This is a genomic window from Pantoea sp. App145, from assembly GCF_047947045.1.
In the GTDB taxonomy this organism is placed as follows: domain Bacteria; phylum Pseudomonadota; class Gammaproteobacteria; order Enterobacterales; family Enterobacteriaceae; genus Pantoea.
Genome location: NZ_CP133291.1, coordinates 291,829 through 316,531, shown reverse-complemented (window position 1 = coordinate 316,531; position 24,703 = coordinate 291,829). Strand labels below are relative to the sequence as shown.

Annotated in this window: 21 protein-coding genes and 1 pseudogene; 21 read left to right on the top strand and 1 reads right to left on the bottom strand. The window is 49.0% G+C overall.

Annotation, left to right across the window (positions count from 1 at the left end):
- Positions 1-283 precede the first annotated feature (283 nt).
- From RCF31_RS21320 to RCF31_RS21290, 7 genes are all read left to right on the top strand, one after another.
- Complete coding sequence (locus RCF31_RS21320; protein ID WP_416413760.1) at positions 284-769, top strand: hypothetical protein; 486 nt, start codon at positions 284-286, stop codon at positions 767-769.
- 59 nt (positions 770-828) lie between these two features.
- A complete protein-coding gene (locus RCF31_RS21315; RefSeq protein WP_416413759.1) occupies positions 829-3,831 on the top strand; it encodes a tail protein (tape measure) in 3,003 nt (1,000 codons plus the stop codon).
- 44 nt (positions 3,832-3,875) lie between these two features.
- Positions 3,876-4,352 carry a hypothetical protein gene (locus tag RCF31_RS21310; protein WP_416413758.1) on the top strand — a complete coding sequence of 159 codons (477 nt, stop codon included), beginning with the start codon at positions 3,876-3,878 and terminating at the stop codon, positions 4,350-4,352.
- Positions 4,352-4,822 (top strand): hypothetical protein, encoded by a 471-nt coding sequence (locus RCF31_RS21305; RefSeq protein ID WP_416413757.1) that lies wholly within the window; start codon positions 4,352-4,354, stop codon positions 4,820-4,822. Before RCF31_RS21310 ends, RCF31_RS21305 begins: the two co-directional genes overlap by 1 nt.
- Positions 4,819-5,214, top strand: coding sequence for an NlpC/P60 family protein (locus tag RCF31_RS21300; protein WP_416413756.1), 396 nt, complete (start codon positions 4,819-4,821; stop codon positions 5,212-5,214). The genes RCF31_RS21305 and RCF31_RS21300 overlap by 4 nt, the downstream gene beginning before the upstream one ends.
- Positions 5,201-7,675, top strand: a complete 2,475-nt coding sequence (locus RCF31_RS21295; RefSeq protein WP_416413790.1) for a host specificity factor TipJ family phage tail protein — start codon at positions 5,201-5,203, stop codon at positions 7,673-7,675. The genes RCF31_RS21300 and RCF31_RS21295 overlap by 14 nt, the downstream gene beginning before the upstream one ends.
- A gap of 77 nt (positions 7,676-7,752) precedes the next feature.
- Positions 7,753-9,906 carry a hypothetical protein gene (locus RCF31_RS21290; protein WP_416413755.1) on the top strand — a complete coding sequence of 718 codons (2,154 nt, stop codon included), beginning with the start codon at positions 7,753-7,755 and terminating at the stop codon, positions 9,904-9,906.
- A gap of 312 nt (positions 9,907-10,218) precedes the next feature.
- Here the strand turns inward: RCF31_RS21290 and RCF31_RS21285 are convergent, their stop codons facing one another.
- On the bottom strand, positions 10,219-10,944 hold the full coding sequence (locus RCF31_RS21285) for a hypothetical protein (protein ID WP_416413754.1): 726 nt from the start codon (positions 10,942-10,944) through the stop codon (positions 10,219-10,221).
- Positions 10,945-11,371: 427 nt separating this feature from the next.
- Here RCF31_RS21285 and RCF31_RS21280 point away from each other — a divergent pair, with 427 nt between their 5' ends.
- From RCF31_RS21280 to RCF31_RS21215, 14 genes and pseudogenes are all read left to right on the top strand, one after another.
- Positions 11,372-13,030: a hypothetical protein gene (locus RCF31_RS21280; protein ID WP_416413753.1), complete on the top strand. Its 1,659-nt coding sequence runs from the start codon at positions 11,372-11,374 to the stop codon at positions 13,028-13,030.
- A 281-nt stretch (positions 13,031-13,311) separates the two neighbouring features.
- Positions 13,312-13,530: pseudogene (locus RCF31_RS21275) on the top strand (recombinase family protein); the annotation flags it as partial.
- A gap of 185 nt (positions 13,531-13,715) precedes the next feature.
- Positions 13,716-14,939 (top strand): AAA family ATPase, encoded by a 1,224-nt coding sequence (locus RCF31_RS21270; protein ID WP_416413752.1) that lies wholly within the window; start codon positions 13,716-13,718, stop codon positions 14,937-14,939.
- A gap of 10 nt (positions 14,940-14,949) precedes the next feature.
- Positions 14,950-15,450: an RloB domain-containing protein gene (locus RCF31_RS21265; RefSeq protein ID WP_416413751.1), complete on the top strand. Its 501-nt coding sequence runs from the start codon at positions 14,950-14,952 to the stop codon at positions 15,448-15,450.
- Between the two features lie 471 nt (positions 15,451-15,921).
- Positions 15,922-16,920 carry an MsnO8 family LLM class oxidoreductase gene (locus RCF31_RS21260; RefSeq protein ID WP_416413750.1) on the top strand — a complete coding sequence of 333 codons (999 nt, stop codon included), beginning with the start codon at positions 15,922-15,924 and terminating at the stop codon, positions 16,918-16,920.
- Between the two features lie 22 nt (positions 16,921-16,942).
- On the top strand, positions 16,943-18,100 hold the full coding sequence (locus tag RCF31_RS21255; protein WP_416413749.1) for an amidohydrolase: 1,158 nt from the start codon (positions 16,943-16,945) through the stop codon (positions 18,098-18,100).
- 52 nt (positions 18,101-18,152) lie between these two features.
- Complete coding sequence (locus RCF31_RS21250) at positions 18,153-19,466, top strand: LLM class flavin-dependent oxidoreductase (RefSeq protein WP_416413748.1); 1,314 nt, start codon at positions 18,153-18,155, stop codon at positions 19,464-19,466.
- A gap of 15 nt (positions 19,467-19,481) precedes the next feature.
- Entirely contained in the window at positions 19,482-20,417 is a 936-nt protein-coding gene (locus RCF31_RS21245) for an ABC transporter substrate-binding protein (protein WP_299450077.1), read from the top strand.
- 9 nt (positions 20,418-20,426) lie between these two features.
- Positions 20,427-20,939 (top strand): GNAT family N-acetyltransferase, encoded by a 513-nt coding sequence (locus RCF31_RS21240; RefSeq protein WP_299450075.1) that lies wholly within the window; start codon positions 20,427-20,429, stop codon positions 20,937-20,939.
- A gap of 9 nt (positions 20,940-20,948) precedes the next feature.
- Positions 20,949-21,875 carry an amino acid ABC transporter permease gene (locus tag RCF31_RS21235; RefSeq protein ID WP_416413747.1) on the top strand — a complete coding sequence of 309 codons (927 nt, stop codon included), beginning with the start codon at positions 20,949-20,951 and terminating at the stop codon, positions 21,873-21,875.
- Positions 21,859-22,653, top strand: coding sequence for an amino acid ABC transporter ATP-binding protein (locus RCF31_RS21230; protein WP_416413746.1), 795 nt, complete (start codon positions 21,859-21,861; stop codon positions 22,651-22,653). The genes RCF31_RS21235 and RCF31_RS21230 overlap by 17 nt, the downstream gene beginning before the upstream one ends.
- A 251-nt stretch (positions 22,654-22,904) precedes the next feature.
- Positions 22,905-23,465, top strand: a complete 561-nt coding sequence (locus RCF31_RS21225) for a non-canonical purine NTP pyrophosphatase (protein WP_084881000.1) — start codon at positions 22,905-22,907, stop codon at positions 23,463-23,465.
- Positions 23,462-24,256 (top strand): SIR2 family protein, encoded by a 795-nt coding sequence (locus RCF31_RS21220; protein WP_084880999.1) that lies wholly within the window; start codon positions 23,462-23,464, stop codon positions 24,254-24,256. Before RCF31_RS21225 ends, RCF31_RS21220 begins: the two co-directional genes overlap by 4 nt.
- 73 nt (positions 24,257-24,329) lie before the next feature.
- Positions 24,330-24,677, top strand: coding sequence for a YebG family protein (locus RCF31_RS21215; protein ID WP_416413745.1), 348 nt, complete (start codon positions 24,330-24,332; stop codon positions 24,675-24,677).
- Positions 24,678-24,703: the final 26 nt, after the last annotated feature.

The window sequence follows — 24,703 nt, the reverse complement described above, 5'->3', positions numbered from 1 at the left end:
CGCTATCACTATGTACCGGTTGATCAGTACAGCTGGCATAAAAATGGCAGCAAAATGAGGTGTTTTGTTAGAAAGTTGATTTGAATGGATTTACATCTTAGCAAATTTACCTATTATTCTATCTAATTCTTTGATTTATTTAACTAAGTATTTTATTTGATCGTGGTCGTCCTGTTTGAGGTTAAATCTCATGCATTTTTCAGACTAAATCCTTGCCGTGTTGCGTTCAATTGCGGCTAATCCCCGATAGCATTGGTTGATAATTTACTTTTGGGGAAGGAAGATGAGAAAATTTTTCATGTTTTCAATTGGTTTGTCAGCATTGGCATTATCGGCGTGTGCGCCTAACCAGCAATACCAGAGCATGACATCTGATTATGATTTGAAGATGCAGGAAGCAAAAAGGAAGGATGCTGAGTTTGCTGAAAAAGTGCGCAATATCAATCTTGAAACAGCAGATGTAGGAATTGAGCCGAAAAAATACAAACCTCTTGTAGAGAATGCCATTAAGGATTTACTTAAAGATCCAGATTCAGCAAAATTCTCCGACTTTACACAGCCAAGAAAAGAAGTGATGGTCCAAAATAGCCAGTTTGTATATGGCTACTCAACTTGCGTATTTGTTAATGCAAAAAACTCATATGGTGGTTACGTCGGAAAGCAACTTTATTGGGTATTTATTCGAAACAATGAAGTCCTGCGTGTAACTAATACTAATGGAGAGTTCGGTCAGATAATTTTCGTTGGACGACCAATAAACTGTAGTTAATTACTTAATAAATAAATGGACCTCGCTCCGGCGGGGTTTTTTATGCCCGGAGAAAATAAATGGCAGAAGAAGTAGGCAAAATTTATTACGACGTTGATATTGAAACTGCCAAACTTTTGATGGGTGCTCGCCAGGTGGAAGAGGCGATGGGTGGGATGGATTCCGCTGCCAAAACGACTGGCAAAAGCGTCGATAATCTGGGCAAGGATGCCAAGGCAACTGCATCCTTACTCGACCAGATCAGCAGTCATGCCAAATCAATGGATGGCAGTCTTCAGTCGCTGAACACCACTTTCTCTGCCGTAGCGACCGCCATTAGTCAGGCAAACACCAATTCCACTGCCGCCAGCATGACGCTGGCACAGATGAATGCCGCCATGCAGACACTGATTTCATCGGTGAACTCTATGGCCAGCGCAATGAAGGAATCGTCCAGCAGCACGGCGGCGGCATCCAGTGAATATTCCCGTGCAGAATCAATCATCGAGGGACTTGGCAACCAGATCGCCATTCTGGAAGAAGCCAATGAGAACGGAGCACGTAGCGCTGCTGTTCTGGCTGCACAGTTGCGGGCTGGATCTGCTGCAACCGATGAGGAAAAGCAGAGAATTGGCCAGCTTACCGGTCAACTTTTCGATATGAAGAGCGGTGTGGATCAAGGTACTAAAAGTCATGGTAACTGGAAGTCCAGCATGCAGCAGGCGGGTTATCAGGTGCAGGACTTTATTGTCCAGGTACAGGGCGGCCAGTCTGCGCTGGTGGCATTCAGCCAGCAAGGTTCACAATTGGCTGGAGCGTTTGGTCCGGGCGGTGCTGTAGTTGGAGCTGTAATAGCTCTTGGTTCTGTTCTGACAGGTGTTCTTATGTCAGCTCTGGGAAGCACTGGTAATGAAATGGATAAGCTGTCAACGGCAGCTGATACTTTAAATAAGGTTGTTGTCATTAATAGTCAGGGAGTGGCAGCCTTATCAAATGATTATGCCAGGCTGGCAGTAACGAACGCCACATTGGCTGCTCAATTGCGTGACAATGCCATAGCTAATTATGAGATCGCTGTTCGTGATGCAGGGAAAGCTATTCAATCAATTGTAAAAGACCAATCATCATGGTTCGACAGCTTACAGGGTGGATCAGCAAGCGTCGCTGCGCTTGGCGAAGTCATCAATACCCTCAATATCAAAACTGATTCTTTCCGTGATGCCTTTGCAGAAGCATCGAAGACTGGTATTGGTGTTAACAATATGGCTAACACACTTACAGCAACGGTAAGTATGTTGGGTAGCCAGTTCTCGATTGGCGATGACGCGGCTTTTGGCCTGGCAAAACGACTTAATGATTTAGCGAAAAACCCTTCTCCGCAGGCTGTTAGTGACCTGATCAAATACATGAAAGATTTGACCCCAGCGACAAAAGATGGGGCGGATGCAATGGTTGTACTTGAGACAAAGGTTTTGGCTGCAGGGGCTGCAATGCAGAAAGCACAGGATGATAGCGATGCTTTGACGAAAAAGCTGCAGGACTTAAGGACAGAAGCTCAACAAGCCAACTTTGATAGTGTAAGCAAACAATTAGAAACCCAGAGAATAGCTTTAACAAAAGGAAAGCAAGCTGCTGTTGAGTATGGGATTGAGCAACAGGATCTAACGGGCAAACAGAAAGAAGAGCTTATTGCTAAATCAAGGGTTGTAGCTGCTCTTGAAGATGAGGCAGAGAAAAGGAAGAAGGCTGAATCTGAAGCAAAAAGCCAGGCGAATGCTCAAGAATCTGTTGCCCAAAAACTTGCCAACCTGAAACAGCAGTCTGAGCTGGCCGCAACTTCAACGACTGAGTTAAGCCGGGAACAGGCGATCCTTACGGCCCAGCTGTCACTTGGAAAAGGAGCAACTCAGGAGCAGATCACCCTAGCCGGGCAGTATGCAGCTAAAAAATGGGACACGGCAAACGCACTCAAAGCACAGGCTGCCGCTGAAAAGCTGCTTCCTGAAGCAAAGGAAAATGCCAGCTATGCGCAGGATGTTAAAGACCTGCAAACGGCATATGACGCGAAGAAAATAACCCAGCAGCAGTATAACCAGACCAGTGAACAGCTGGAGCAGCAGCATCAAATCAATCTGGCAAAAATAAGGGCGCAACAAGTTGTCAGCCCTGTTCAACAGGCACAGGGAGAGGTTGACCCGGTTCAGCAACTGGCAAATCAGCATGCTCAGGAGCTGGCATTAATCCAGCAGTTCGAACAGCAGGGAGTTATTGCTCATGAAAATGCTATAGCACTCAAAACTGCTGCCGATACGGAGTATGAAAAGCAGCGCACCGACGCGCAATGGCAGCTACTCAGCCAGCAGAGTCTCGGCTACAACATGCTGACCAGTGCAGTGGATGCATTTTCTGGTAACGCATCCAATGCGATTACCGGGCTGATCACTGGCACCATGTCGGCGCAGGAAGCATTGAGATCACTCGGCAATACCATCCTGAACAGTGTAATCAACAGTATTGTCCAGGTGGGCGTTGAGGCTCTGAAGAACTATATCCTCGGGCAGACATTAGGCGCGGCTTCAGTCGCTGCGAGTGTGGGTATGGCTACAGCAACAGCCGCCGCATGGGCACCTGCCGCTGCGCTTGCCTCACTGGCATCATTTGGGGCAAACGCAGCCCCAGCAGCAGCCGGGATTACTTCAACTGTTGGTCTGGCAAATGGTCTGGCGCTGGCTGGGGCACGATACAACGGCGGCCCGGTATCAGCCGGAGGGCTTTACCAGGTTGGTGAAAACGGTAAGCCGGAAATATACAAGGCGAGTAACGGCAGCCAGTACATGATCCCTGGTGATAACGGATCGGTGATCAGCAATAAAGATTTGCAGGGTGGTACCGGCTCGATGCAGGTAACCCATAACGTTTATAACTATGCCAGCGGTGTACAGGTTGATACTCAAAGTAGCCAGAGCAGCAACGGCCAGCTGCTTGTAGAAACCTTTATTACTGACATGGAAAATGGTGGCCCAATGTCCTCTCAGATGCAGCAGACGTTTGGTCTCAATCGAAAAGCAACTGGCGATTATTAAATGACTGACCCGCTTCGGCGGGTTTTTTATTGTCCGGAGGATATGTGGCCACAGTGAGTTACCCGTCCTGGCTGCCGCTCCCGCAGAGGGCAGATCAGAACATGACGCAGGACACGCCATGGCTGACAACACAGCCAGCTGTCGGTCCGGCAATCTTCACCCCCATTACCACCGATCTTAAAGCGACCTGGACACTAAAGTGGATTTTCACCCTTCAGCAGGCTGAGCGGTTTAAATCCTGGTTGAGATCCCCGAATTACTGCAACCGGGGAAACGCCTGGTTTGAGATGACGATTGATCTAGGTGATATGCAAGGTCCGCAACTTCAGACGCTGCATTTCACCACTATGCCGGTGCAGACCAGCAAAGACGGCAATATTGTGACCTGGTCGGCGACGGTAATCTGCAACGGTATTAGTGATGTGACCGAGGATTACGATGACTGGATTGTCCAGGCTCAGCCGCGCTACGGCTACTGGCTTGATCTTCTGGTAACGAAAATTCTGCCGGGGGCTGACTGATGCCAACGCTCAGAGAATGGAAGGAGCGCCGCCCGGCCAGCGACCTGAAGCAGACAGTGGTATTTAGCCATCCTGCATTCGGTGACTACCGGGTGGTGAATAACCTGTTTCAGTCAGCACAGTTTGGTGGCGTTGATTTTGAACCGGCCCGTTTCAGCGTGACGGAACCCACTCAGGACGGTACCGCGACGATTGCTCTGGTGATCACATTCGTCGCCGCATCAGAACATGTCAGGCAAACCCTCAAAAGCTGGCGCGGTGCAGCCCGTATGAGTCCAATCAGCTGTGTCTACCAGCAATGGGACGCAATCGGTGATGCTTATCCAGTAAAGACATGGTCCCTTTATGTGAAGGATATCAGTGCAGACGGCAGTAACGTTACGGTGAACGTCAGCGTGACAAACCCGTTAACACTGGCCAACCCCGTTATTTACACCACTCAACTTTATCCGGGCCTGAAAACGTCATGATCCAGCGAGAATTTATCGGGCTTGTGAACGGCAAGCCATGGGCTAACCGTGCCTGCTGTTTTGAGCAGATGGATTGCTGGGGGCTGGTGGTCCTGTATTACCGACATGTTCTCGATATTGAGCTGCACCATATGGCGGGATATGAGGCGCAGGATGATTTCATCACCTGCTATGAACAGGAAATCAGTGGCTGGAGTCAGGCTGCATCCCCGGACGCCGGAACCGTTGCCGTTTTCTACCGTGGCGCGATCCCGGCTCACATCGGTGTGATGGTCAGCCCCGTAAAATGTCTGCACGCCAGGGGTGAGTTTGGATTTGTCCGTCTGGACAGCCCGCTGGCGCTTCTGAAAGTGTATGAAAAAGTGGAGTATCTGGTGCATGGTCCGTTATGAGTTACAGCGCCTGCCGGGCGCACCAAAAGAACGCGGAACGGCAAAGCCGGGAACCCCGCTGATTACTCTGCTGGACACTCTCAGGCTGCATAAGAGTGTCGTGATCAGGCTCAATGGTAGCCAGCTGGATGACGACTTTGATGTCGGTTATCTGATGAAGACGGGTGACCTGGTGGCTGTGTTTGACCAGCCGGAAGGCGGAGTGGGAAAACTCATCAGCTCCATTTTGAGGCCGGTCACCAAAATACTGACCGGAGCAATGAAGCTACTGGGCCTGTCTCAGAAAGCCGGGAGCGTGTCCGTTGCCACCGGAGATTCGCCAAATAATGACGTCACCCAGCAGACCAACAGGGCGCGCCTCTACAAAGGGCGTCCGAATATTTACGGCCAGGTGCGTGCTTATCCTGACCTGATTCAGGAATCGATGTTTGAGTACGTCGATAACAATAAAATGGTGACGGAATGGATGGAAATTGGCTACGGCCAGTATGAAATTTCGTCTGTTCGCTATTCAGAATCATCACTTATTGCGCTGGCAGGGGCCAGCTATCAGATATACCAGCCGGGTGAAGCGATCGGCGAAATCGTCCAGGGGTATGCATTTGATGATGTAGACGGGCAGGAATTGCCCGGAACCAACGAGCAGACGACCGACATCAACAATCAGGCCACCACGGATGATCTGCTTACCGGTACCTTTGCGGGTGGTCAGTTTTACGCAAAGATTGATAAATTAACTGACTTCGACGTGTTCAGCGATACGCCAAAACCGTTCGCCGTAACGGTCACGGTGAACGTTACGTATAACACGGCGAGCGGCTCTGTAACGAAGGACGTTAATGTTTCTGCCAGCCTGTTCCAGTCTGAAATCACTGATGATGGCGCGCTAATCGACCCACAGCAGTTTTACGAATTCTGGTTCAGTTCACTGTCAGGCACTGATTATGATGCGCTGCCCGCTGACACGGTGGTAAACAGCTCGCTCTTTACTATCACCCAGTATGCCACTATCGCCGTAGGCCCGTTCTTTGCCGCGCTGGAAGGTGATCAGCTGTGGATCCACCTGTATGCCAACGAGGCAGGCGGCTATGACGGTCCGGCAAAGCTCACCTGGTGGCAGGTAGATGATAATAACGATCAGGTCGCGGGAACCGAAGAGAGCATGGACGTTAACGTCCATAACGATGGGGGCAATCAGGATTACATCTATCGCACCTTCAAGATCGCGCCAGCGGCTGGCTCAGGGCGATATGCCTTTAAGGCCGAGCGCACGAATAATTCTGCCAGTAACTCGGTGCTGTATCTGTCCGGTGCCCATGCGGTCACGTTGCGCCAGAATGTTGTTTATCCTGATGACACCATGGTGCGCGTAACGGTCCGGCAGACTGAAACCCAGACGGTAGCTTCAGAGCGAAAATATAACTGCCTGGTGCAACGAAAGGTTATCTCATGGTCAGCTGACGGAGGGATCGATTACACATTGCGCTCCAGCCGGTCATTTGCCGATGCAGTTCTGCATGAATGGGTGGTGATAGGAAAACAGGACCCGGCACGGCTGGATCTGGCGTCGCTGTATTCCATTGAGCAAAGTCTGACAGATGTTCAACTGGGCTATTTTGACTGGACATTCTCAGATGCGACACAACCCCTTGGAGAGCGTATTCAGACTGCATGCAACGCCGCCCGGGTGGATTTCAACTGGATTGGTGATGTGCTGACGTTCTGGCGAGATGAGGCGGTAGATTTCCCCGATGCTGTTTATGCGCGCTCAAACATGTTCTGGGATGAGTATAAAATGGCCTGGGCTATGTCGCTGCCTGGCGGATATGACGGTGTCACGCTGGATTACATCGATCCCACGTCGAACAAGAAAGCGTATATCTATCTGTCAATTACAGATGCCGGAATTACCGAGACTGATGATGCTACGGTCAATGCCAAACAGTTAAGCCTGTCGGGCAGCCGGAACAGCACGCAGGCTTATGATCGCGCCTGGCTGGAAGCCCGAAAAATCCTCTTTTCTCGCGTAACCATGACGGTGAAAGTGCTGGAGTCTACCCAGGTGGTGCGCGGCACGGTTGTCCAGTGTCCGGATATGTATGACAACACGCAGCAGACCGGCTATATCAAAGGCCGGGAAGGCGACATTTTCCATACGTCGGAAATCATCGATTTTACCGCGGGTGATATGTGGGTGGTCATGACTGACAGCCTGGGGAGTTTCCGGGGGCGGTGGAGGGCTTATGCGGTTGATGGTAGCCACAGGGCATTTCAGGCCGCAGCAGATGCTTTTGACCTCAACATATACGATGGCACCACAGTGCAGTCACCCAGTCGTTATTTCATCGCAACGGATTCGGAGCTGAATTCCACCCTTTGGCGCGTGGACAGCGCAAAGCCGAATGGTGATGAAACGCAAACTCTCTCACTGACTGAATATTCAGCCAGCATATACCCGTAACCATAACTTTCTTCGCGCACGCCCTGTCAGATTAATTTCTGAGGGTTTCGTGTGCCTGTAAAAGGGCGAACTGCACAATGGCAATTCCGTTACCAACCCCCACGAAAAATCAGGTGCCGAGCACTGACATCAGAGATGCCGTGTATGCAGGTGCACGGCTGGATGAGTTTGTAACCGGTAAAGGTTTGACCTATACGGACCGTTTTGGGGTCCAGCATTTAACAATCGAGGGAATAAAGCACTTCGCTGATCTGGCTATCTCAAAATTCGGCTATATCACGATGGACAGCTTTCAGGCTGGTGCGACGCTGACTCTGCCAAATCAGGTTCTGCGTGATACTTCCACGGGGGAATATTACCGCTGGGATGGTGCATTCCCGAAGGTTGTTGCCGCTGGATCAACACCGGCCACTGCAGGTGGTGTTGCTACTGGTGCCTGGGTGTCTGTAGGTGATGCTTCTCTTCGCGCAAACCTTGGTTCTGGTGAAGCGGGTATGGGGACGGCTTTAATCGCCCATAAATATGGCGGAACGCTGGACGAATATATTGACTGGGTAACTCCTCAGTCACAGGGTTCACCATGTAATGGGACGGACGACGATACCGATTTTATTAATGCAATGGTTAACGCATTCAGCTGGGTTCGTGTTCCTGCGGGCAATTACGTACTGGATTGCAACCGGATAAATTTATCAAAATCGAATGTCACGATTGAATTCGATGTGAATGCCAATGTGACGGTAAAGAACACCGCTGGCGTTTCAGGCGCAGGCTCTGAGGCTGCTTTATTCCGTTGCGTTGGGTCAGCATCAAATATCGTTCAGAACATCACTATTCGCGGTGGTCAGTTCTCTTATTCAGACGACACTGTTGTTATATGCGCAATCGGTTCATACACGAGCAGAATTCATTTAGAGCGAACCAGTGTTTACGGTCCGCGATTGCTTAGCGTCTATGACGGCACTAACGCCTATGCCTCATCAAGTTCTGCCACCCGACCAAAGCATATTGCGGCCAGATTCAACAGAGTAACGGCGGCAACCATAAGCACTTCCGGTGCAGCTATCTGTTTCAGGTACTGCGACGGGTTTGCTACTGAGCACAATATAATTGACGGGTTCTATTACGGGACTATGTTCTGGGGTGGTGACTCAAACCCGTCAGTAAATGGTGCGCTGGTTAATGAGCGCAAAAGCACAAATGGCCGCTTTAATAATGACGTTATTACTGCGTATATGGCCGGGTGCTGGGGGTCAATGGGTTATGATGTTATTGCAACAGGCGTCAGAGCAGAAGCGAGTAGCCCGGCAAACAGCGATGTGGGTATCGACTTCGAGGGATGTGTGAAATCCGGTGGTATCGGATGTTATGCGAAGGGGTTCAGATATGGTCAGTTTGCGGCATTCTTCCTTAATGATGGTGTCTTCTTCGAAGGCTGCACCGGAGAAGTTACCGTTTCCGGTCATCGTGTATTTACCATTAATAACTCGACTCAGACGGTTAATAACCGCGAGGTTTCATTCACGAACTGTAAGTTTGTTGGGCTGGGTGTGGTTTCCTATACGCGCCAGCAGGGGGCTATTGGTCGCCTCAGCATAGTCCAGTGCACCTTCAGGAATGTATGCCTGCATCTTGATTCACTGAACAATGATGAAATTATTCTGGATGGGCTTCAGTTTACCTTTGATACACTGCCGGATACTGCGATAACGCTTAACAGCGTGGATTATTATGCTGCATTAGCGGTTAATGGAAATAATGTCGTTATTCAGAATGTCCATTTTTCCAGTGATGTTACATGGACTGGTCTGAGCGGAACAACCGTAGCGTTACTGATTGCGGGACGCGGATCAAACTCAAACCAGCATATTAATATTCGCGGTGGAGGAACCAAAGTAGCCTACTGGGGATATGACATCATTTTCGGTAATGCTGGCTCTAACAATGGTATTTCTCCCCGATACCGGGCAAATGAATTTATGTTCTCAGTTAAAGCCTACAAAACGGTGTTAATGAGTACGTCAACACTTTATCCGATTGGTTTCGTTGACGGGCTGACTACAGCTTTCGTGCCTTTCCCCGCATCTCTCACTGATAACGCTGGATATGCCGAAACGTATTACTATGTTGGTCAGCAATTCAAAAAAGCATCACCGACCGGAGCCGGTGGCATGGGTGCCGTTGTTTCAACATCCGGCGTTGGCTCAGTAGCCGTCACAGTAGCATATTAAGGGTAATCTATGACATACGATGAAGCAGTAACCGCTATGAAGGCCGGATCAAAGATATCCGGCCGCTTTAGTGAAGGTGAGTACATTGATATGGACTCTGCCGGAGTTATGACATTCCATGCATCTGAAGGTGACCTGGTTGGATGGACGCCAGCTAATTCAGATCGACTATCATATGATTGGGTGAAATTTATATAGAAATCATTAAAAAACCAAAAGTTATCTTTATAAAATGTATGGGAATGAGAAATGGTGGTTCCATGCTCCACCACTTCTTAAATTTTACATAACGAGTGGTGATTTACCTTCTGTTTATTTTATCCTTTTGCAAATGTCAGAAATATCCCCGCATTTAATATCGATAGGGGAGATGTTTGATTCTGCAGTGTACCAGGTAAATCTAAATTCGTTTTGCATTTTATAAATATCGGTGTCTGGTTTAATCAACTCTATAGGAACTTCAAGGCATTCATTTTGAAATGTGAGCCTATTCTTATAAACCACTCGTCCATAATTGCACATCGTGATGCCTTTAGTCTTGTGGAGGGTTCTTGTTATTATTTCCATTAACTTTTTTGGGTTTGTTATTTCTATGCAATAGGAACCAAAATCCTGTTTAAAGTCTTCTGGATTGAACTTCATTGTTGTGCATAATATATATGAATCTTTTTGTTCCTGTTCCCCGAATGAATCTATAACATAGCAATCCACGCATCCTTTCATTCGATATCCCGCTCGCTTTAAAATCTGTTCTGAATTTTTTTCTTCTGAAGAAATATAATTTATGTGATAAGTCATAGTTCCTTCTTTACTATCGCCTTGAGCTTTATTTTCATTGGCTCGGCAAACCCCCAATGTAGAGATTCTCATGTTTCCTTTCACGAAGTCATTAGCAAAGTTTTCGTTGTCAAAAAATCTATAAATCTTGTTTGGGATATTTCCAATATTGCCCGCATGGCTCCATCCCTGATTAATTATTATCGTGTTTGTTTTTGGTTTCATATCCATTGATTCTGTTATTTTGTTTTTTTTAAACATCGTAGAATCCTTGTTGTGTGCATCTGTTTAATGTGGTTTTTTACAAATATATCTAAATGATAATTTTTAACAGCTAATGTAAATAAAGTGTTCTGACACGAAATAGAATATTATTAATTTATGATATTTTACAATGAGTATTTTTTATAGATATAAGGAAAATCCTGGATGCTATGAGTAAAGAGGCTAATCATAGTTAACATCCATATAGTTAAGCAACAGATCAGATTATTGCAGGGTAACAAGTGAGAAGGTATAGTCGGGCTGCATGTCGATCGCAACCAAACAGGTTTTATCTTCGGGAGTATAGCTGCGACGTTTTTTGCTCGCCAGTGATCACTTCGATTCTTTGCACTGGACACTCCTTAAACATAGGTCTATGCCTATGTCTACTTGTGAAATGTCCGATTTAAACGGGGCTATTACAATGACGGATACAACCGACCTTGCGCTACAGCTGTCCTCAAATGATGAAGGGCTGGGCGCAAGTCTTATTGGTCTTTATCGCACAGGTACAGTTCAGGATGCAATTACATGGGTAACGCCTTTCATGTTCAATGGCGTTGGAGACGGGACGACTGATGACACAACAGCTATCCGTTCAGCTATTACCCTGGCTGCAACATATAATCTTGGATTGGATCTCAGAGGTGGCGTGTGGTTAATTACTGGCACCCTTGACTTTACAAACCTTCGTTTTTTGATAGCTGATGCTGATAGCAAAATTTTGGTAAACCCAACAAATTTCACATCTTTATTTACGGCTAAATATGCTGTTGTGTTTGGGGATCCTGATGTAGCGTATAACGTAAATAGATGCTCTGCGATTTCTATGATTGGGATGTTGAATATTTCCTCTGTCAATCGTGATACTGAATTAAATGGCGCATTCATCAAGGCGTCACTAGCTAAATTTGATGTATTCAGAGTTTCAGGATTTAACGGTGAAGGAATTAAGTTTTCTGCGACATGGGATACAGTTGTCGCCAGTGTGTCATGTGAGCTTTGCGGAAATACATCTAGTTATCAGTTCTCTATTGTTTCTGGTGGCGATACCAGTAACTGCCTTAATATTGGTAGAATTCAGTCAGAGCAGGCATATCACAAATGCCTATATATTGCCTGTATTCGTTCATTCTTTGGTCCAATTCATGCTGAAAGGACAGCAATAACAACAAGTTCAGATGGAACGAGTGGCATTCTTTCTGGTCTTAATTATATTAATTTTTACATCAATGTTGGTAACACCACGTTTAGTCAGATCATTCATGATTGCATAACAAGCGGAACAGCACCGGACGGAACGGAATTGGCTGCAATCATACCATCTGTGGTATTTAATCTTGATTTATCAAAAATTTCAGCATGTGCATTATCCACATCATATGTGACGAGTTCATTCGGTAGATATTCTGAATATGGCACGGTAAGATGTGTTAACTGGTACTTTGATTCATCAAATTATCACAATTGTGTAGTGCTCGCACCATATGTTAGTGGTGTTCTTTACCCATCATATAAGACAAAGTTTATAGGAGGTGTGATTTCAAACATCATTCCCGCGTTTAACGCCAGTGAGCTTGATTTTGATAATTGTGAAATAACAGGCATGTCTTTCGCAAATACAATACTTGGGAATATCAGGTTCACAAAATGCATCTTTCCAAGCACGTTCACACTTAGTTCAACGCAGACTCCATCAGGATATTCAATTCAGGATACAACGGCTGAGACAATGTCGCCTGTAACTTTTAATGACTGCGATCTTAAGGGTACTGTTACTGGCGCTTACCAAAGCAGGGCTATATTCAACGGAGGTCACATTGCAACTGTTAACGCTGCCTCAAGTGCGGCGTTAGAATTTTATGGTGTCAAGATTGGAACGTTCAATCATGCAGATACGAATAATCGTGGATATATAACCAGGCAATGTAAATGCGCACTCGTTACTGCGTGGGGCTATCCTAATGTCATTTACTGGTCTAAAGGAATGATTACTGAAAGACTTGGCGATGACAGCGGTTCTGTCGGGCAGCTATTTTATTGTTCCTCAAACACTGCATTCACATGGACTAAAATTGCATAGGGAGTAGGAATAATTCAATCTGGTGATATTGCTGTATCCATCAAGACCTTGAGGAATCAGATAAATAAAGCTAGTCGTCATTTGATTACAACCCGTTTCGGCGGGTTTCTCACTAAATTCCCTTCATCCTCAATCCCTTCTCAGAAACCTGAGACAATCCTCTTGATCGATCCTACCGATACAATAATACTGTATGCAAACACAGTATTAATTGGAGTTAATCACCATGCCACGCGACTACGACATACCATATGCTTTCAGGCTAGCAATTGTACGGAATGCCAATGGGCCGTTTCTTTTTCCATGTAATGGGTGCTCCGGCAGAGATGGAACGTGAATTGATTGTGGAAAGAACGACAGCTGGTCTGGTCGCAGCGCGGGCAAAAGGGCGGATTGGTGGCCGTCAGAGAATTATGACGCCGGAAGTTGTGGAGAGGACGAAAAGGATGGTTGAGAACGGTGCGACTCTGACCCAGGTTGCACTTGTTCTGGAGGTTTAACCAAAGACAGTCTAGCGCTTTATTCCGGCAGCAGAGCAGGCGATGCTGCGGGGATAAAAAAAGTATACGCTGCGGGGTAGTGGACGCGGGTAATGGGCTTCGTTTACAAGAAAAAATTAGACATTTTCTGTCGATATGTAATACTCGTTAGAGATGAACAAAAAAATGTCTAAGTGGGTTGAGTTATGGTTAAGTGGTATAGTTTTAAGAATTTCTATTCATTTTTAGATAAAACAACTGTCGACCTAACATTGCACGCAAACTCAAGTGAATCTCATTTTGAGGTGAACGTAGGCAATACTCGCATCAGTAAAGTAATAGCAATTTTAGGCGCAAATGGCGCAGGCAAGTCTAATTTGTTAAAACCACTCGCTTTTCTCCGTTGGTTTTGTGACCATTCTTTTACTAAACTTGAAAGTAGACAAAGCCTGCCTTTTTATACTCATTTCAGTAATAAAGATGAGCCATCAGAGTTGGAGGTTTGTTTTATAGATCAATTAGATAGCGGTTATATAGAGTTTAAGTATTATGTCAAGCTTTCTAAGCAGAAAGTATATCATGAAGAGTTAAAGTGGAAGACGAGTCGGCAATTCTCATCAGTATTCTATAGGATTTATGATGAAGGCCGCGATGAATATAAAGTTAAAAGCACAAGAAAAATTGATAAAGAATTAGCATTTCCTGAGTCAGAGCTAATGACTGTTCCTGAGAATGCATCTGCTTTGTCATATTTCAAACGGAAGGGTAACAAGTTTGCTGAGTTAATAATCCATAACTTTAAATCAATAGATAACAATCTTACTATTCATGGTAAGAATAATTTTGACTATTCAAGGGTGATAAATGCAACTGAGTTTTATAAAGAAAATGACGATATATTTCAGCTTGCGTTAAAATACCTGAGAAGAATGGATTTTGGCTTGAATTCAATTGTTCTTAAAGAAGAAGAGGTTATAAATCAAAAAACCGGAGAAAAGAATAATATTGTGAACCCATATGGAGTGCACCTATGCAGAGAGCATGAGTATGAAATTCCATTCTATCTCGAGTCCACGGGAACTCAAGCTTGTTTCGATATAATGTCCGATTTGGTGTGCGCGTTTGAATGGGGTGGTGTTGCACTTATAGATGAATTGGATAGTGATCTTCATCCTTTAATGGTTAATGAAATCATAGACATGTTTGCTAACGAAAGTATTAATAAACAAAATGCACAACTGATATTTAGCTGTCACTCTCCAGAAGTGTTGAAAGCACTAAAGAAGCATAATGTTTATGTTGTCGAGAAAAACGATGCAGTAAGTGATTGTTGGAGGCTTGACCAGGTAGAGGGCTTGAGGGCGCAGGATAATCTTTATAGTAAGTATATAACTGGTGCTATTGGTGGTGTACCGGAAATTTCACTCTAGAGATTAAATTATGGCCCCCAGAAAAAGAAAAATACTAGCAAAAGAAACCCTTCTTGCTGTTGGTGAGGGACACAGTGAAAAGGCTTTTTTACATCATATTAAAAGTCTGTATTGTAATGGTAAAAAAATAACCATTATAACGGCTAACGGCAAAGGTCCTGCTAATGTAATAGAGCAGGCTTTAGGAACTTACAGATGCACACCTTTTAACAAGGTGATGGTTCTTATGGATTGCGATCTGGTCTGGCCCACTAAAAAAGTCAAAGAAGCCACAGCTAAAGGATTTATTCTTATAGGCTCTACCCCTTGTTTAGAAGGGCTGCTTCTAGATATTCTTAATCAAAAAAAATGTACTACTAACAATGGGTGTAAAGAATTACTACACCCTCAACTTAATGGCTCATCTACTGAAAGAGATAGTTATGTGGAAAAATTTAATAAGGCTGTCCTTGATGAAATGAGAACAGTAATAAAAGGACTTGACGAGATAATATCTGCGATAGAAGATTGAATTATAATTAAGATTTCACCATGTGTTTCCAGTAGATAGCCGTGCGCCCTGGCTTCAATCGCATTTTGTGATAACGGCTAAAAGATAGAAGATGAGTCACTTAAAGAGGCAACGGTGATCGGCGTGCTGACAAGGGTAGTTACGCGTGCGCGGAATGGTGCGGGGCCGACGACTTGAACCACTTTTCCTCTCATGATTAAAGCCTTGGATTGGGAGCACCTTTTCTAAGGCTTAATTCTGCATACCTTTTCTGAATACCTCATTTCTAACAATCCCACCAACCGCAGTAAGATAAACACATAAATATAAAGTGTACATAATTGTGTGTTTTATAAGGATTTTTCTGCATTAAATAAATCATATCTTGTTGATATAACAAAAATAAAAATGAATGCGATTATTTCATGTTTTGCGAAATAAAAGCCCCGTTCCACACTAGCCGCCATATTCATTGCAGAAAGGATAAGGCGTATGTCATACCGACTGAGTTTGCTGGATAAATCGCCGATTGCCGAAGGAGAGAGTGCAACTCATGCGTTGCATCGTACCCTGCATCTGGCACAACAGGCGGAAGCATGGGGGTATCACCGCTTTTGGCTGGCTGAACACCATAACTCGGCCCAGCTGGCCAGCCCGGCGCCGGAATTACTGATTGCCTGGATTATTGGCCAGACACGTCATATCCGCGTTGGCTCGGGTGGCGTGATGTTGCAGCATTACAGCCCATACAAAGTGGCGGAAAACTTTAATCTGCTGGCGTCGCTGGCTCCGGGTCGTATCGATCTTGGTGTAGGCAAGGCTCCCGGTGGGTTGCCACTGTCCACCCGGGCGCTCCAGCTGGGCGTTCATCAGGATGAAAAAGGCAGTTTTGCTGAGCAACTGGCGTTGCTGGATGGCTGGTTACAACCCGCCGCGTTACACAGTGATGAGGAAACCCTTAACGCAACCCCGCAGCCTGCCCGTCCGGCTAATCGTTTTCTGCTGGGAGCCAGTGAAGAAAGTGCGCAGCTGGCGGCAGAACTCGGCTGGCAACTGGTGTTCGCCGCCCATCTCAATGGTGATCGCCAGTTGCTGGAGAGGGTGCTGGGACGTTACCACCAGCTCAGTCACGGCCAGCGTGCGCTGGTGGCAGTGCAGGTGGTGGTGGCGGATTCTCCGGCAGAAGCTGATCTGCTGGTCAGCAATCTACGCTTCTATCGCGTCACAGTGAAAGACGGGCAAAGCGTCAATGTTGGCAGCATTGAGCAGGCAGAACGCTATGTACGCCAGGGCGGGTACCACGATTACGTGATTGAACCGCGAACACCTTCTTTGCTGAAAGGCACAGCAGCCCAGGTACATGCGCAGCTTGAGGCACTGCATCAAAACTTCGGCATCGACGAGTTCGTGATTGATTCACCGGTGGTGGGTGAGCATGCCCGTCTGAAATCCCTCGAACTACTGGCAACCCATCGTCTGGTTGCGGCCTGAACGACGTACTTCGGAGGCAACCATGACGCAATTTTCACAACAACAGCTGATTGACTGGCGGCGTGAGCTGCATAGCTGGCCGGAACTCTCCAGCCACGAAGTTGAGACCACCGCGCGCCTGCGAGGATGGTTACAGGCGGCAGGCATACGTTTGCTGGATTATGGGCTGGAAACTGGTGTGGTGGCAGAAATCGGCCAGGGCGACACCGTCATTGCGTTACGCGCAGATATCGATGCTTTACCGATCCACGAAGCGACTGGCTTGCCCTATCGATCGCGTCATACCGGTGTGATGCACGCCTGCGGCCACGATGTGCACAGCGCGGTAATGCTGGGTGCTGCACTGCAACTTAAAGCGCAGGAAGCACAGTTGCCAGGGCGCATTCGCATTCTGTTTCAGCCTGGCGAAGAGAATGCCACCGGCGCACGGCAATTTATCCGCGCAGGTGTGTTGCAGGATGTGCAGGCGATTTTTGGTATGCATAACGAACCAGGATTGCCGACAGGTACCTTCGCCACACGCGGCGGCGCTTTTTATGCCAATGCCGATCGCTTTGTGATTCGCGTCAACGGTAAAGGGGCCCATGCGGCGCATCCGGAACAGGGGGTGGATAGCATCGTGGTCGCCAGCCAGATCATTCAGGCGCTGCAATCCCTGACCAGTCGCAGTTTTAATACCCTCGACAGCCTGGTGCTCAGTATTACCCGCATCGACGGCGGCAAAACCTGGAATGTGCTGCCGGGAGAAGTTGAGTTTGGCGGCACCGCACGTACGCACGATTTGCTGGTCCGGCAACAACTGGAACAACGCGTGCGACGTCTGGTGGAAAGCGTCGCCGGCGCGCAGGGTGCCACTGCCACTCTGAGCTGGCACGCCGGTCCGCCGGTGCTGGAGAACGACCCACAATGGGCAGCTTTTGCCAGCGATATCGCGCAACAGGCTGGATATCGGGTGCAAACCGCCGATCTGCACCTTGGCGGTGAGGACTTCGCCTTTTACCTGCAACTGATCCCCGGTGCATTTGTCAGCATCGGCAGCGCCAGTGATTTTGGTCTGCATCATGGCGGATTTAACCCGGATGAAGCCTTAATCGCACCCGCTGCCAGTTACTTTGCACAACTGGCTCAGCAGGCGTTGCAACATCTCAACGCACGATGTCGTGACGTCATCCTGAGCTAACAAATTACCCCATCTTTTAATCGACATGTGCTATGGACAGAGAGAAACGATTATGACTACCAGACAACTGCGACTGGGCACTATTCTGCACGGCGCATCCGGTAATATGTCTGCCTGGCGCCATCCGGCGGCACAGGCGGACGCCAGCATCAATTTTGACTACGCCAGACATATCGCGCGCAAAGCAGAACAGGGCAAGCTGGATTTCCTGTTTGTTGCCGATGGCCTGTTTATTAATGAAAAGTCGATTCCTCATTTCCTCAACCGTTTCGAACCCCTGACGCTGCTGTCGGCATTGGCTGGCGTGACGCAGCATCTCGGATTAGTGGGCACCGTATCCACCTCGTACAGCGAACCTTTTACCGTGGCGCGTCAGTTCGCCAGTCTCGACCATCTGAGTGGTGGGCGTGCGGGCTGGAACGTGGTGACGTCACCGCTGGAAGGATCAGCGAAGAACTTTTCGCGTCAGCAACACCCGGAACACGCATTGCGCTATCGCATCGCCGATGAGTATTTGCAGGTGGTGAAAGGGTTGTGGGATTCCTGGGAAGGCGATGCCTTTGTACGCAACAAGGAGAGCGGCCAGTTCTTCGATCCCACCAAATTGCACACGCTGGATCATCATGGTGATTTTTTCCAGGTGCAGGGGCCACTCAACATCGCCCGTACGCCGCAGGGGCGTCCGATTATCTTCCAGGCTGGCGCATCCGAAGATGGTAAAAAGCTGGCCGCACGCCATGCGGATGCCATTTTCACTCACCAGCCCACACGAGAAGAGGCCCAGGCATTCTATCGGGATGTGAAAACACAGCTGGTGGCGCAGGGTCGTCAGCCAGAGGATTTGCATATTTTCCAGGGCGTCAGCGTGATTGTGGGGGATGATGCCGACGATGTGGAACGCCAGTATCAAACCACCGCAGCGCTGGTCTCAATCACCGATGCGCTGAATTATCTCGGACGCTTCTTCGATCATCACGATTTCTCGCAGTATCCGCTAGATGAACCCTTTCCCGATATTGGTGATATCGGGCAGAACAGCTTCCGCAGCACCACCGATGAGATCAAACGCAAAGCACGCGAGCAGGGTCATACGCTGCTTCAGGCTGCTCTGGAAGCAGCCACGCCCCGTCCGCTGTTCCACGGTACGCCGGAACAGATTGCCGACGGCCTGCAACTGTGGTTCGAAAGCGCAGCCACTGACGGCTTCATCATTCAGGGCGGCACGCCGGATACCTTCGAACGTTTTGTCGATCGCGTGGTACCGATTTTACAGGCGCGGGGTTTATCGCGTCGTGAATACCCGGGCAGCACGTTACGCGCCAGTTTTGCCCTGCCGGATCCGCAAAACCAGTTCACACAACAATAAAAGCGAGTAGCCGCTATGCAGAAGAAGATCGCCCTCATCGCCCTGTTATTCGTGACCAGCAGTATGTCCGCCCTCGCCGAAGAGGTGGCGCTGAATGGTCAGCAGGTCAGTCTCGAAGCCAACAAAACCCCGATTAACACCGGGAAAAATAGCGCTGCGGTGGCACAAATCCCCGCCGGACACCATTTTGCCGTGCCTGGTAGCTTTACCGTGGCAGTGGCCGCACAGAACTCCCCTCCGCTAACGGTATTCAGCGATGACAACAAAACGTTACTCGGCAGTGAAGTGGATATCGCCCGGCTGGTGGCGGATAGCCTCGGGTTGAAACTTAACATCGTACCGACCTCCTGGGAGGATTGGCCGCTGGGAGTGGCATCCGGTAAATACGACGCGGCCATCAGCAATATCACCGTGACTAAAGAACGCAAAGAACGCTTTGATTTTGCCACCTACCGCAAGGACTCCCTCGGTTTCTATGTCAAAACCAGCAGCCCGATCAAATCCCTGACCAAAGCCGCAGATATCGCCGGGCTGCGCATCATCGTCGGATCCGGTACCAATCAGGAAGCGATTTTGCTGGCGTGGGATAAAGAGAATCAGGCCAAAGGGCTGAAGCCGTTCACACCGATTTATACCAAAGACGACGCGGCACAAACCCTCGCGCTGCAATCCGGTCGCGCTGACGCTTACTTCGGCCCGAATGTGATTGGTGCATGGAAAGCCGCGCTGACCGGGCAGACACGTCTGGTCGGCAGTGTGGATGGTGGCTGGCCAAAGGCGGCACACATCGCGGTGACGGTGAAAAAGGGTAGCGGCCTGGCAGAACCGATCAGCACCGCGCTTAACGGCGTAATGCAGAACGGTGATTACCTCCGGGTGCTGAATCGCTGGGGTGAGGGTGTAGAACACATCGATCATTCTGAAGTGAATCCGGCCGGTCTGGGCGATTAAGGAGGCGAGATGAGCCAGCATTTTTTCCGCGAGGTTTCGCCGGAAGCGCCGGAACTCCAACCTATCCTGAACGGATTGTTTGGTGAATATGAGGCCCGCTACGGTGATTTTTTCCGCAACAGCAAAGAAGTGGAACTGACCGAATGGTACTTACCGCCGCGCGGCCTGTTTATCGTGCTGGAGCGGGAGGGCGAAATCATTGCGATGGGAGCCTACAAACCTTATGACGAGCACACCGCCGAGCTGAAACGTATCTGGACACGCGGGGATCTGCGTCGCCAGGGGCTGGCGTTGCTGATTTTACAGGAGCTGGAGCGGCGTGCGCAGCGCGCCGGTTATCAGCGTATCTACCTCACCACCGGCTTTCGCCAGCCTGAAGCGGTGCGGTTGTATATCGGCCATGGTTATCAGCCGCAGTTTGAACTGCGTGATGATATGGAGATCTATGGCCAGCCACCCAATGACGGGCGTTTGCGTTTTCTCAAAGTGATTGATGTGCATAGCGTGGCCGAAGCCAGCTAAGGAACCCGCATGAAAACTGAACAACGTTTAACCGTGGTCCCTGCACGCTATCCGGCTCGGACTATCGGGGCCATTGTCGCGCTGTTTATCCTGGCAGGGGTGATTGATTCGGTAGCGTTTAATCCACGCTGGGAGTGGGGCGTGTTTGCCCGCTGGTTTTTCGACCCGGTGATCCTCAGTGGCTTAGGGCAAACTCTGTTGCTGACACTTTTTGGCACGTTCTTCAGCCTGATATTTGGCGGTCTGCTGGCGTTGGCACGCCTGTCATCATCCTGGTTGTTAAGTTCGCTGGCGTTCGGCTATATCTGGTTGTTCCGATCGCTGCCGCTGATTGTGGTACTGATCATTCTGTATAACTTCTCCTATTTGTACGACACGCTGTCCTTCGGCGTTCCGTTTACCACATTATCCTGGGGGCACTTCCAGACCATCAACGTGCTGGGGCAGTTTCCGGCGGCAGTGATTGGCCTGACCCTGGTGCAAAGCGCTTACAGTGCGGAGATCATTCGCGGCGGTTTTCTCGGCGTCGATCATGGTCAGTTCGAGGCCGCTTCAGCGCTGGGTTTATCCTCTTCGCGTCGTACGTTTCGCATCATTCTGCCGCAGGCACTGCGTGCCATTATTCCCACCGCGTTTAATGAAGTAATCAGCCTCGCGAAAGGCACGGCGATGGTGTACGTGCTGGCGATGCCGGAGCTGTTTTATACCATTCAGATGATCTACAACCGCACTCAGCAGGTCATCCCGCTGCTGATGGTCGGTGCCGCCTGGTATCTGATCATCACGACCGTATTGTCGCTGTTACAACACAGTGTGGAACGCTGGCTGGCACGTAGCGTCAGCCGGGAACCACAACCATCGCGCTGGCGTCAGTGGCGCAATCGCGTGGCAACAGATGCCGCCAACGAGGAACTTTCTCATGTCCGAAGCCATTGATTACCGCAATCTGCACGCTACCGGAGCCATCAGCATCACCGGCGTCAGCAAATTCTTTGGCAGCCATCAGGCGCTGGATGATGTGTCACTGGAGCTGGCACCGGGTTCGGTCACGGTGATCCTCGGCCCTTCCGGCTCAGGAAAATCGACGCTGCTGCGTACCATCAACCATCTGGAACGGGTGGATGAAGGGTTTATCCAGATCGATGGTGAGTACATCGGTTATCAGCGACGGGGCGATAAACTTTACGAACTGAAAGAGAACGCCATTCTGCGTCAGCGTATCAACGTGGGCTACGTGTTTCAGAACTTCAATCTGTTCCCACATCTGACAGTGCTGGAGAACCTGATTGAAGCACCGGTGGCACATCGTCAGCTTTCCCGCAGGGAGGCGGTCATCCGGGCGGGTGAACTGTTGGATATTGTTGGCTTACGCCATAAGGCCGATGCCTGGCCTCGTCATCTTTCCGGTGGACAGCAGCAGCGTATCGCCATTGCCCGGGCACTGATGCTTAATCCGCGTGTGATGTTGTTCGATGAACCCACCTCAGCGCTCGATCCGGAACTGGTGGGGGAAGTGCTGGATGTGATCAAAAAGCTGGCGCGATCTGGCACCACGCTGGTGATCGTCACCCACGAGATTGGCTTTGCGCGCGAGGTGGCGGATAACGTGGTGTTTATGGTCGATGGCCGCATCATTGAGCAGGGCAGCAGCCATCAGGTGTTGAACCAGCCGCGTCACGAACGAACGAAACGTTTTCTGGCGCGGGTGTTGTGATGAGCCTCATTGTCACCGCCGGGGCAGACAGCCCCGGCCAAAGCCCCCGATAAACCAGAGATAATTAACGCCACTCATCCTTTTTCTCCTTTGTGCGTCAATCGGTTGCATTCAGAATAAACTGCACTATCCTCACAAACACGGTGGGACTAAAGTCGCATCGTCACAATAAACTGTCATCGAAAGCAGCTATCTTGCGGCATAAACTTATAATCTGCTGCTATTCACCCATTTGAAATCAACTGGTTGCAATGAAAATACGTTTTCTATCCGCAAACGAGCATAAACTGGCCGAGGTGCGTACCATCCTCGAACCGGTGGGCGTGGAGGTGCTCCCCATCGCGCGCCGTATTGAAGAAATCCAGACAGAGAACGAGGTTGAGCTGGTGCGCGATAAGCTCACCAAGGCGTTCTCGATTATTGGCCGCCCGCTGTTTGTTGAACATACCGGTTTGTACCTCGACGGGTTAAACGGCCTACCTGCCGGGTTGACACGTATCTTCTGGAACCGCCTGGAGGCGGAGCGCTTTACCAAGCTGGTACAGGGGCTGGAGAGTCAGAGCGTGACGGCCAAAACTGTGCTCGGCTACTGTGATGGTCGTAAGATGTATCTGTTTGAAGGTGAAGTCCGTGGCACCATTGCTGCTGAGGCGGCCGGACCGCGTGAATTCCAGTGGGATTGCGTATTTATCCCTGAAGGACATACACAAACTTTTGCTGAAATGGGCGAGTTAAAAAATGAGGTTTCCATGCGGCGACTGGCGCTGGATCGTTTTGCCACTTTTCTGAAAACGTCGCGGGGACTGGCATGAAACCGGAACTGAAACGTGCTTATGATGCCGGTAAGCTAATCCTGTTTGCCGGAGCGGGCATCTCTCGTAACCTGGGGTTGCCAGAGTGGCATGAGCTGATCGCGCATCTCGCCAATGAACTCGGTTATGACCCTAAGATCTTCAATACCTACGGCACCCATCTTTCGCTGGCGGAGTATTACAAACAACGTAAAGGGTCACTGGGTCCGCTGCGTAGCTGGATGGATCGCGAGTGGCATCGCCCGGATATTGATGTGCGCAGTTCAGAAATTCATACCATGATCACTCAGGGTAATTTCTCGCGGATTTACACCACCAATTACGATCGCTGGCTGGAGATGGCGCACGAAGCGCATAATGTACCTTACAGCAAAGTGGCTAACGCGGCTGACCTGGTGTCATTGACGGAAGATAAGCGCCATATCATCAAATTACACGGTGATTTCGATGATGATACCTCGATTGTTTTGGACGAAAGCAGCTACTTTGAACGACTCTATTTTGATTCCCCGCTGGATATTAAGCTGACGCATGATGTGATGGGGAATTCGGTGCTGTTTGTCGGTTACAGCATCAGTGATTTTAATATCCGTCTGTTATTTTATCGGCTGACGAAAATGTGGGGACGAACCGGTCTGGCGTCAGCACGGCCCAAATCCTACCTGTTTACCAACCGTAATAATCCGGTGGCAAAAGAGGTATTGGGGCAGTGGGGGATTGAGATGATCGTGTCTGAAGAGGATGATCCGCGTAAAGCACTCGCGGATTTTTTGCAGGAATTGATCGCCTGACGGGCAAAAAGCCATTGCCCTGCAACGATAATTCGGAATATACTGTATATAAATACAGTTAACGAGGTGCATCATGGCAGTCGAAACCAAATATGTTGTGGTCAGAAAGGGTGAAGAGAAAATGACGTTTGCCAATAAAAAAGACGCAGATGCCTGGGACAAGATGCTCGATATGGCAGATGCCTTTACTGACTGGCTGTTGCAAAATAATCCAGAGATGGATGAAAGCCAGGCGGAGGCTCTGGGCCTGCAGCTGGCTGAGCAGAAAGACGCGGTGCAACACATTCTGCGCACCAGCAAGTTGCCAGAACCGGTGAATGCCGAAGAATCTGCGTCAGCTGAAACAGCCGAAGCGGATGATGCCGTAGAAGTGGCAGCCGATGCACCGGAAAAGAAAGTTCGCGCCGTAAAGGTCGCCTGATATGAAACAACGCCGTCGTTTATGAC

What these genes read in the sequence shown, in the direction of transcription:
- RCF31_RS21320 (WP_416413760.1), top strand. Translation starts at nt 284, where the DNA reads ATGAGAAAATTTTTCATGTTTTCAATTGGTTTGTCAGCATTGGCATTA.
- RCF31_RS21315 (WP_416413759.1), top strand. Translation starts at nt 829, where the DNA reads ATGGCAGAAGAAGTAGGCAAAATTTATTACGACGTTGATATTGAAACT.
- RCF31_RS21305 (WP_416413757.1), top strand. Translation starts at nt 4,352, where the DNA reads ATGCCAACGCTCAGAGAATGGAAGGAGCGCCGCCCGGCCAGCGACCTG.
- RCF31_RS21300 (WP_416413756.1), top strand. Translation starts at nt 4,819, where the DNA reads ATGATCCAGCGAGAATTTATCGGGCTTGTGAACGGCAAGCCATGGGCT.
- RCF31_RS21295 (WP_416413790.1), top strand. Translation starts at nt 5,201, where the DNA reads ATGGTCCGTTATGAGTTACAGCGCCTGCCGGGCGCACCAAAAGAACGC.
- RCF31_RS21290 (WP_416413755.1), top strand. Translation starts at nt 7,753, where the DNA reads ATGGCAATTCCGTTACCAACCCCCACGAAAAATCAGGTGCCGAGCACT.
- RCF31_RS21285 (WP_416413754.1), bottom strand. Translation starts at nt 10,944, where the DNA reads ATGTTTAAAAAAAACAAAATAACAGAATCAATGGATATGAAACCAAAA.
- RCF31_RS21280 (WP_416413753.1), top strand. Translation starts at nt 11,372, where the DNA reads ATGACGGATACAACCGACCTTGCGCTACAGCTGTCCTCAAATGATGAA.
- RCF31_RS21270 (WP_416413752.1), top strand. Translation starts at nt 13,716, where the DNA reads ATGGTTAAGTGGTATAGTTTTAAGAATTTCTATTCATTTTTAGATAAA.
- RCF31_RS21265 (WP_416413751.1), top strand. Translation starts at nt 14,950, where the DNA reads ATGGCCCCCAGAAAAAGAAAAATACTAGCAAAAGAAACCCTTCTTGCT.
- RCF31_RS21260 (WP_416413750.1), top strand. Translation starts at nt 15,922, where the DNA reads ATGTCATACCGACTGAGTTTGCTGGATAAATCGCCGATTGCCGAAGGA.
- RCF31_RS21255 (WP_416413749.1), top strand. Translation starts at nt 16,943, where the DNA reads ATGACGCAATTTTCACAACAACAGCTGATTGACTGGCGGCGTGAGCTG.
- RCF31_RS21250 (WP_416413748.1), top strand. Translation starts at nt 18,153, where the DNA reads ATGACTACCAGACAACTGCGACTGGGCACTATTCTGCACGGCGCATCC.
- RCF31_RS21245 (WP_299450077.1), top strand. Translation starts at nt 19,482, where the DNA reads ATGCAGAAGAAGATCGCCCTCATCGCCCTGTTATTCGTGACCAGCAGT.
- RCF31_RS21240 (WP_299450075.1), top strand. Translation starts at nt 20,427, where the DNA reads ATGAGCCAGCATTTTTTCCGCGAGGTTTCGCCGGAAGCGCCGGAACTC.
- RCF31_RS21235 (WP_416413747.1), top strand. Translation starts at nt 20,949, where the DNA reads ATGAAAACTGAACAACGTTTAACCGTGGTCCCTGCACGCTATCCGGCT.
- RCF31_RS21230 (WP_416413746.1), top strand. Translation starts at nt 21,859, where the DNA reads ATGTCCGAAGCCATTGATTACCGCAATCTGCACGCTACCGGAGCCATC.
- RCF31_RS21225 (WP_084881000.1), top strand. Translation starts at nt 22,905, where the DNA reads ATGAAAATACGTTTTCTATCCGCAAACGAGCATAAACTGGCCGAGGTG.
- RCF31_RS21220 (WP_084880999.1), top strand. Translation starts at nt 23,462, where the DNA reads ATGAAACCGGAACTGAAACGTGCTTATGATGCCGGTAAGCTAATCCTG.
- RCF31_RS21215 (WP_416413745.1), top strand. Translation starts at nt 24,330, where the DNA reads ATGGCAGTCGAAACCAAATATGTTGTGGTCAGAAAGGGTGAAGAGAAA.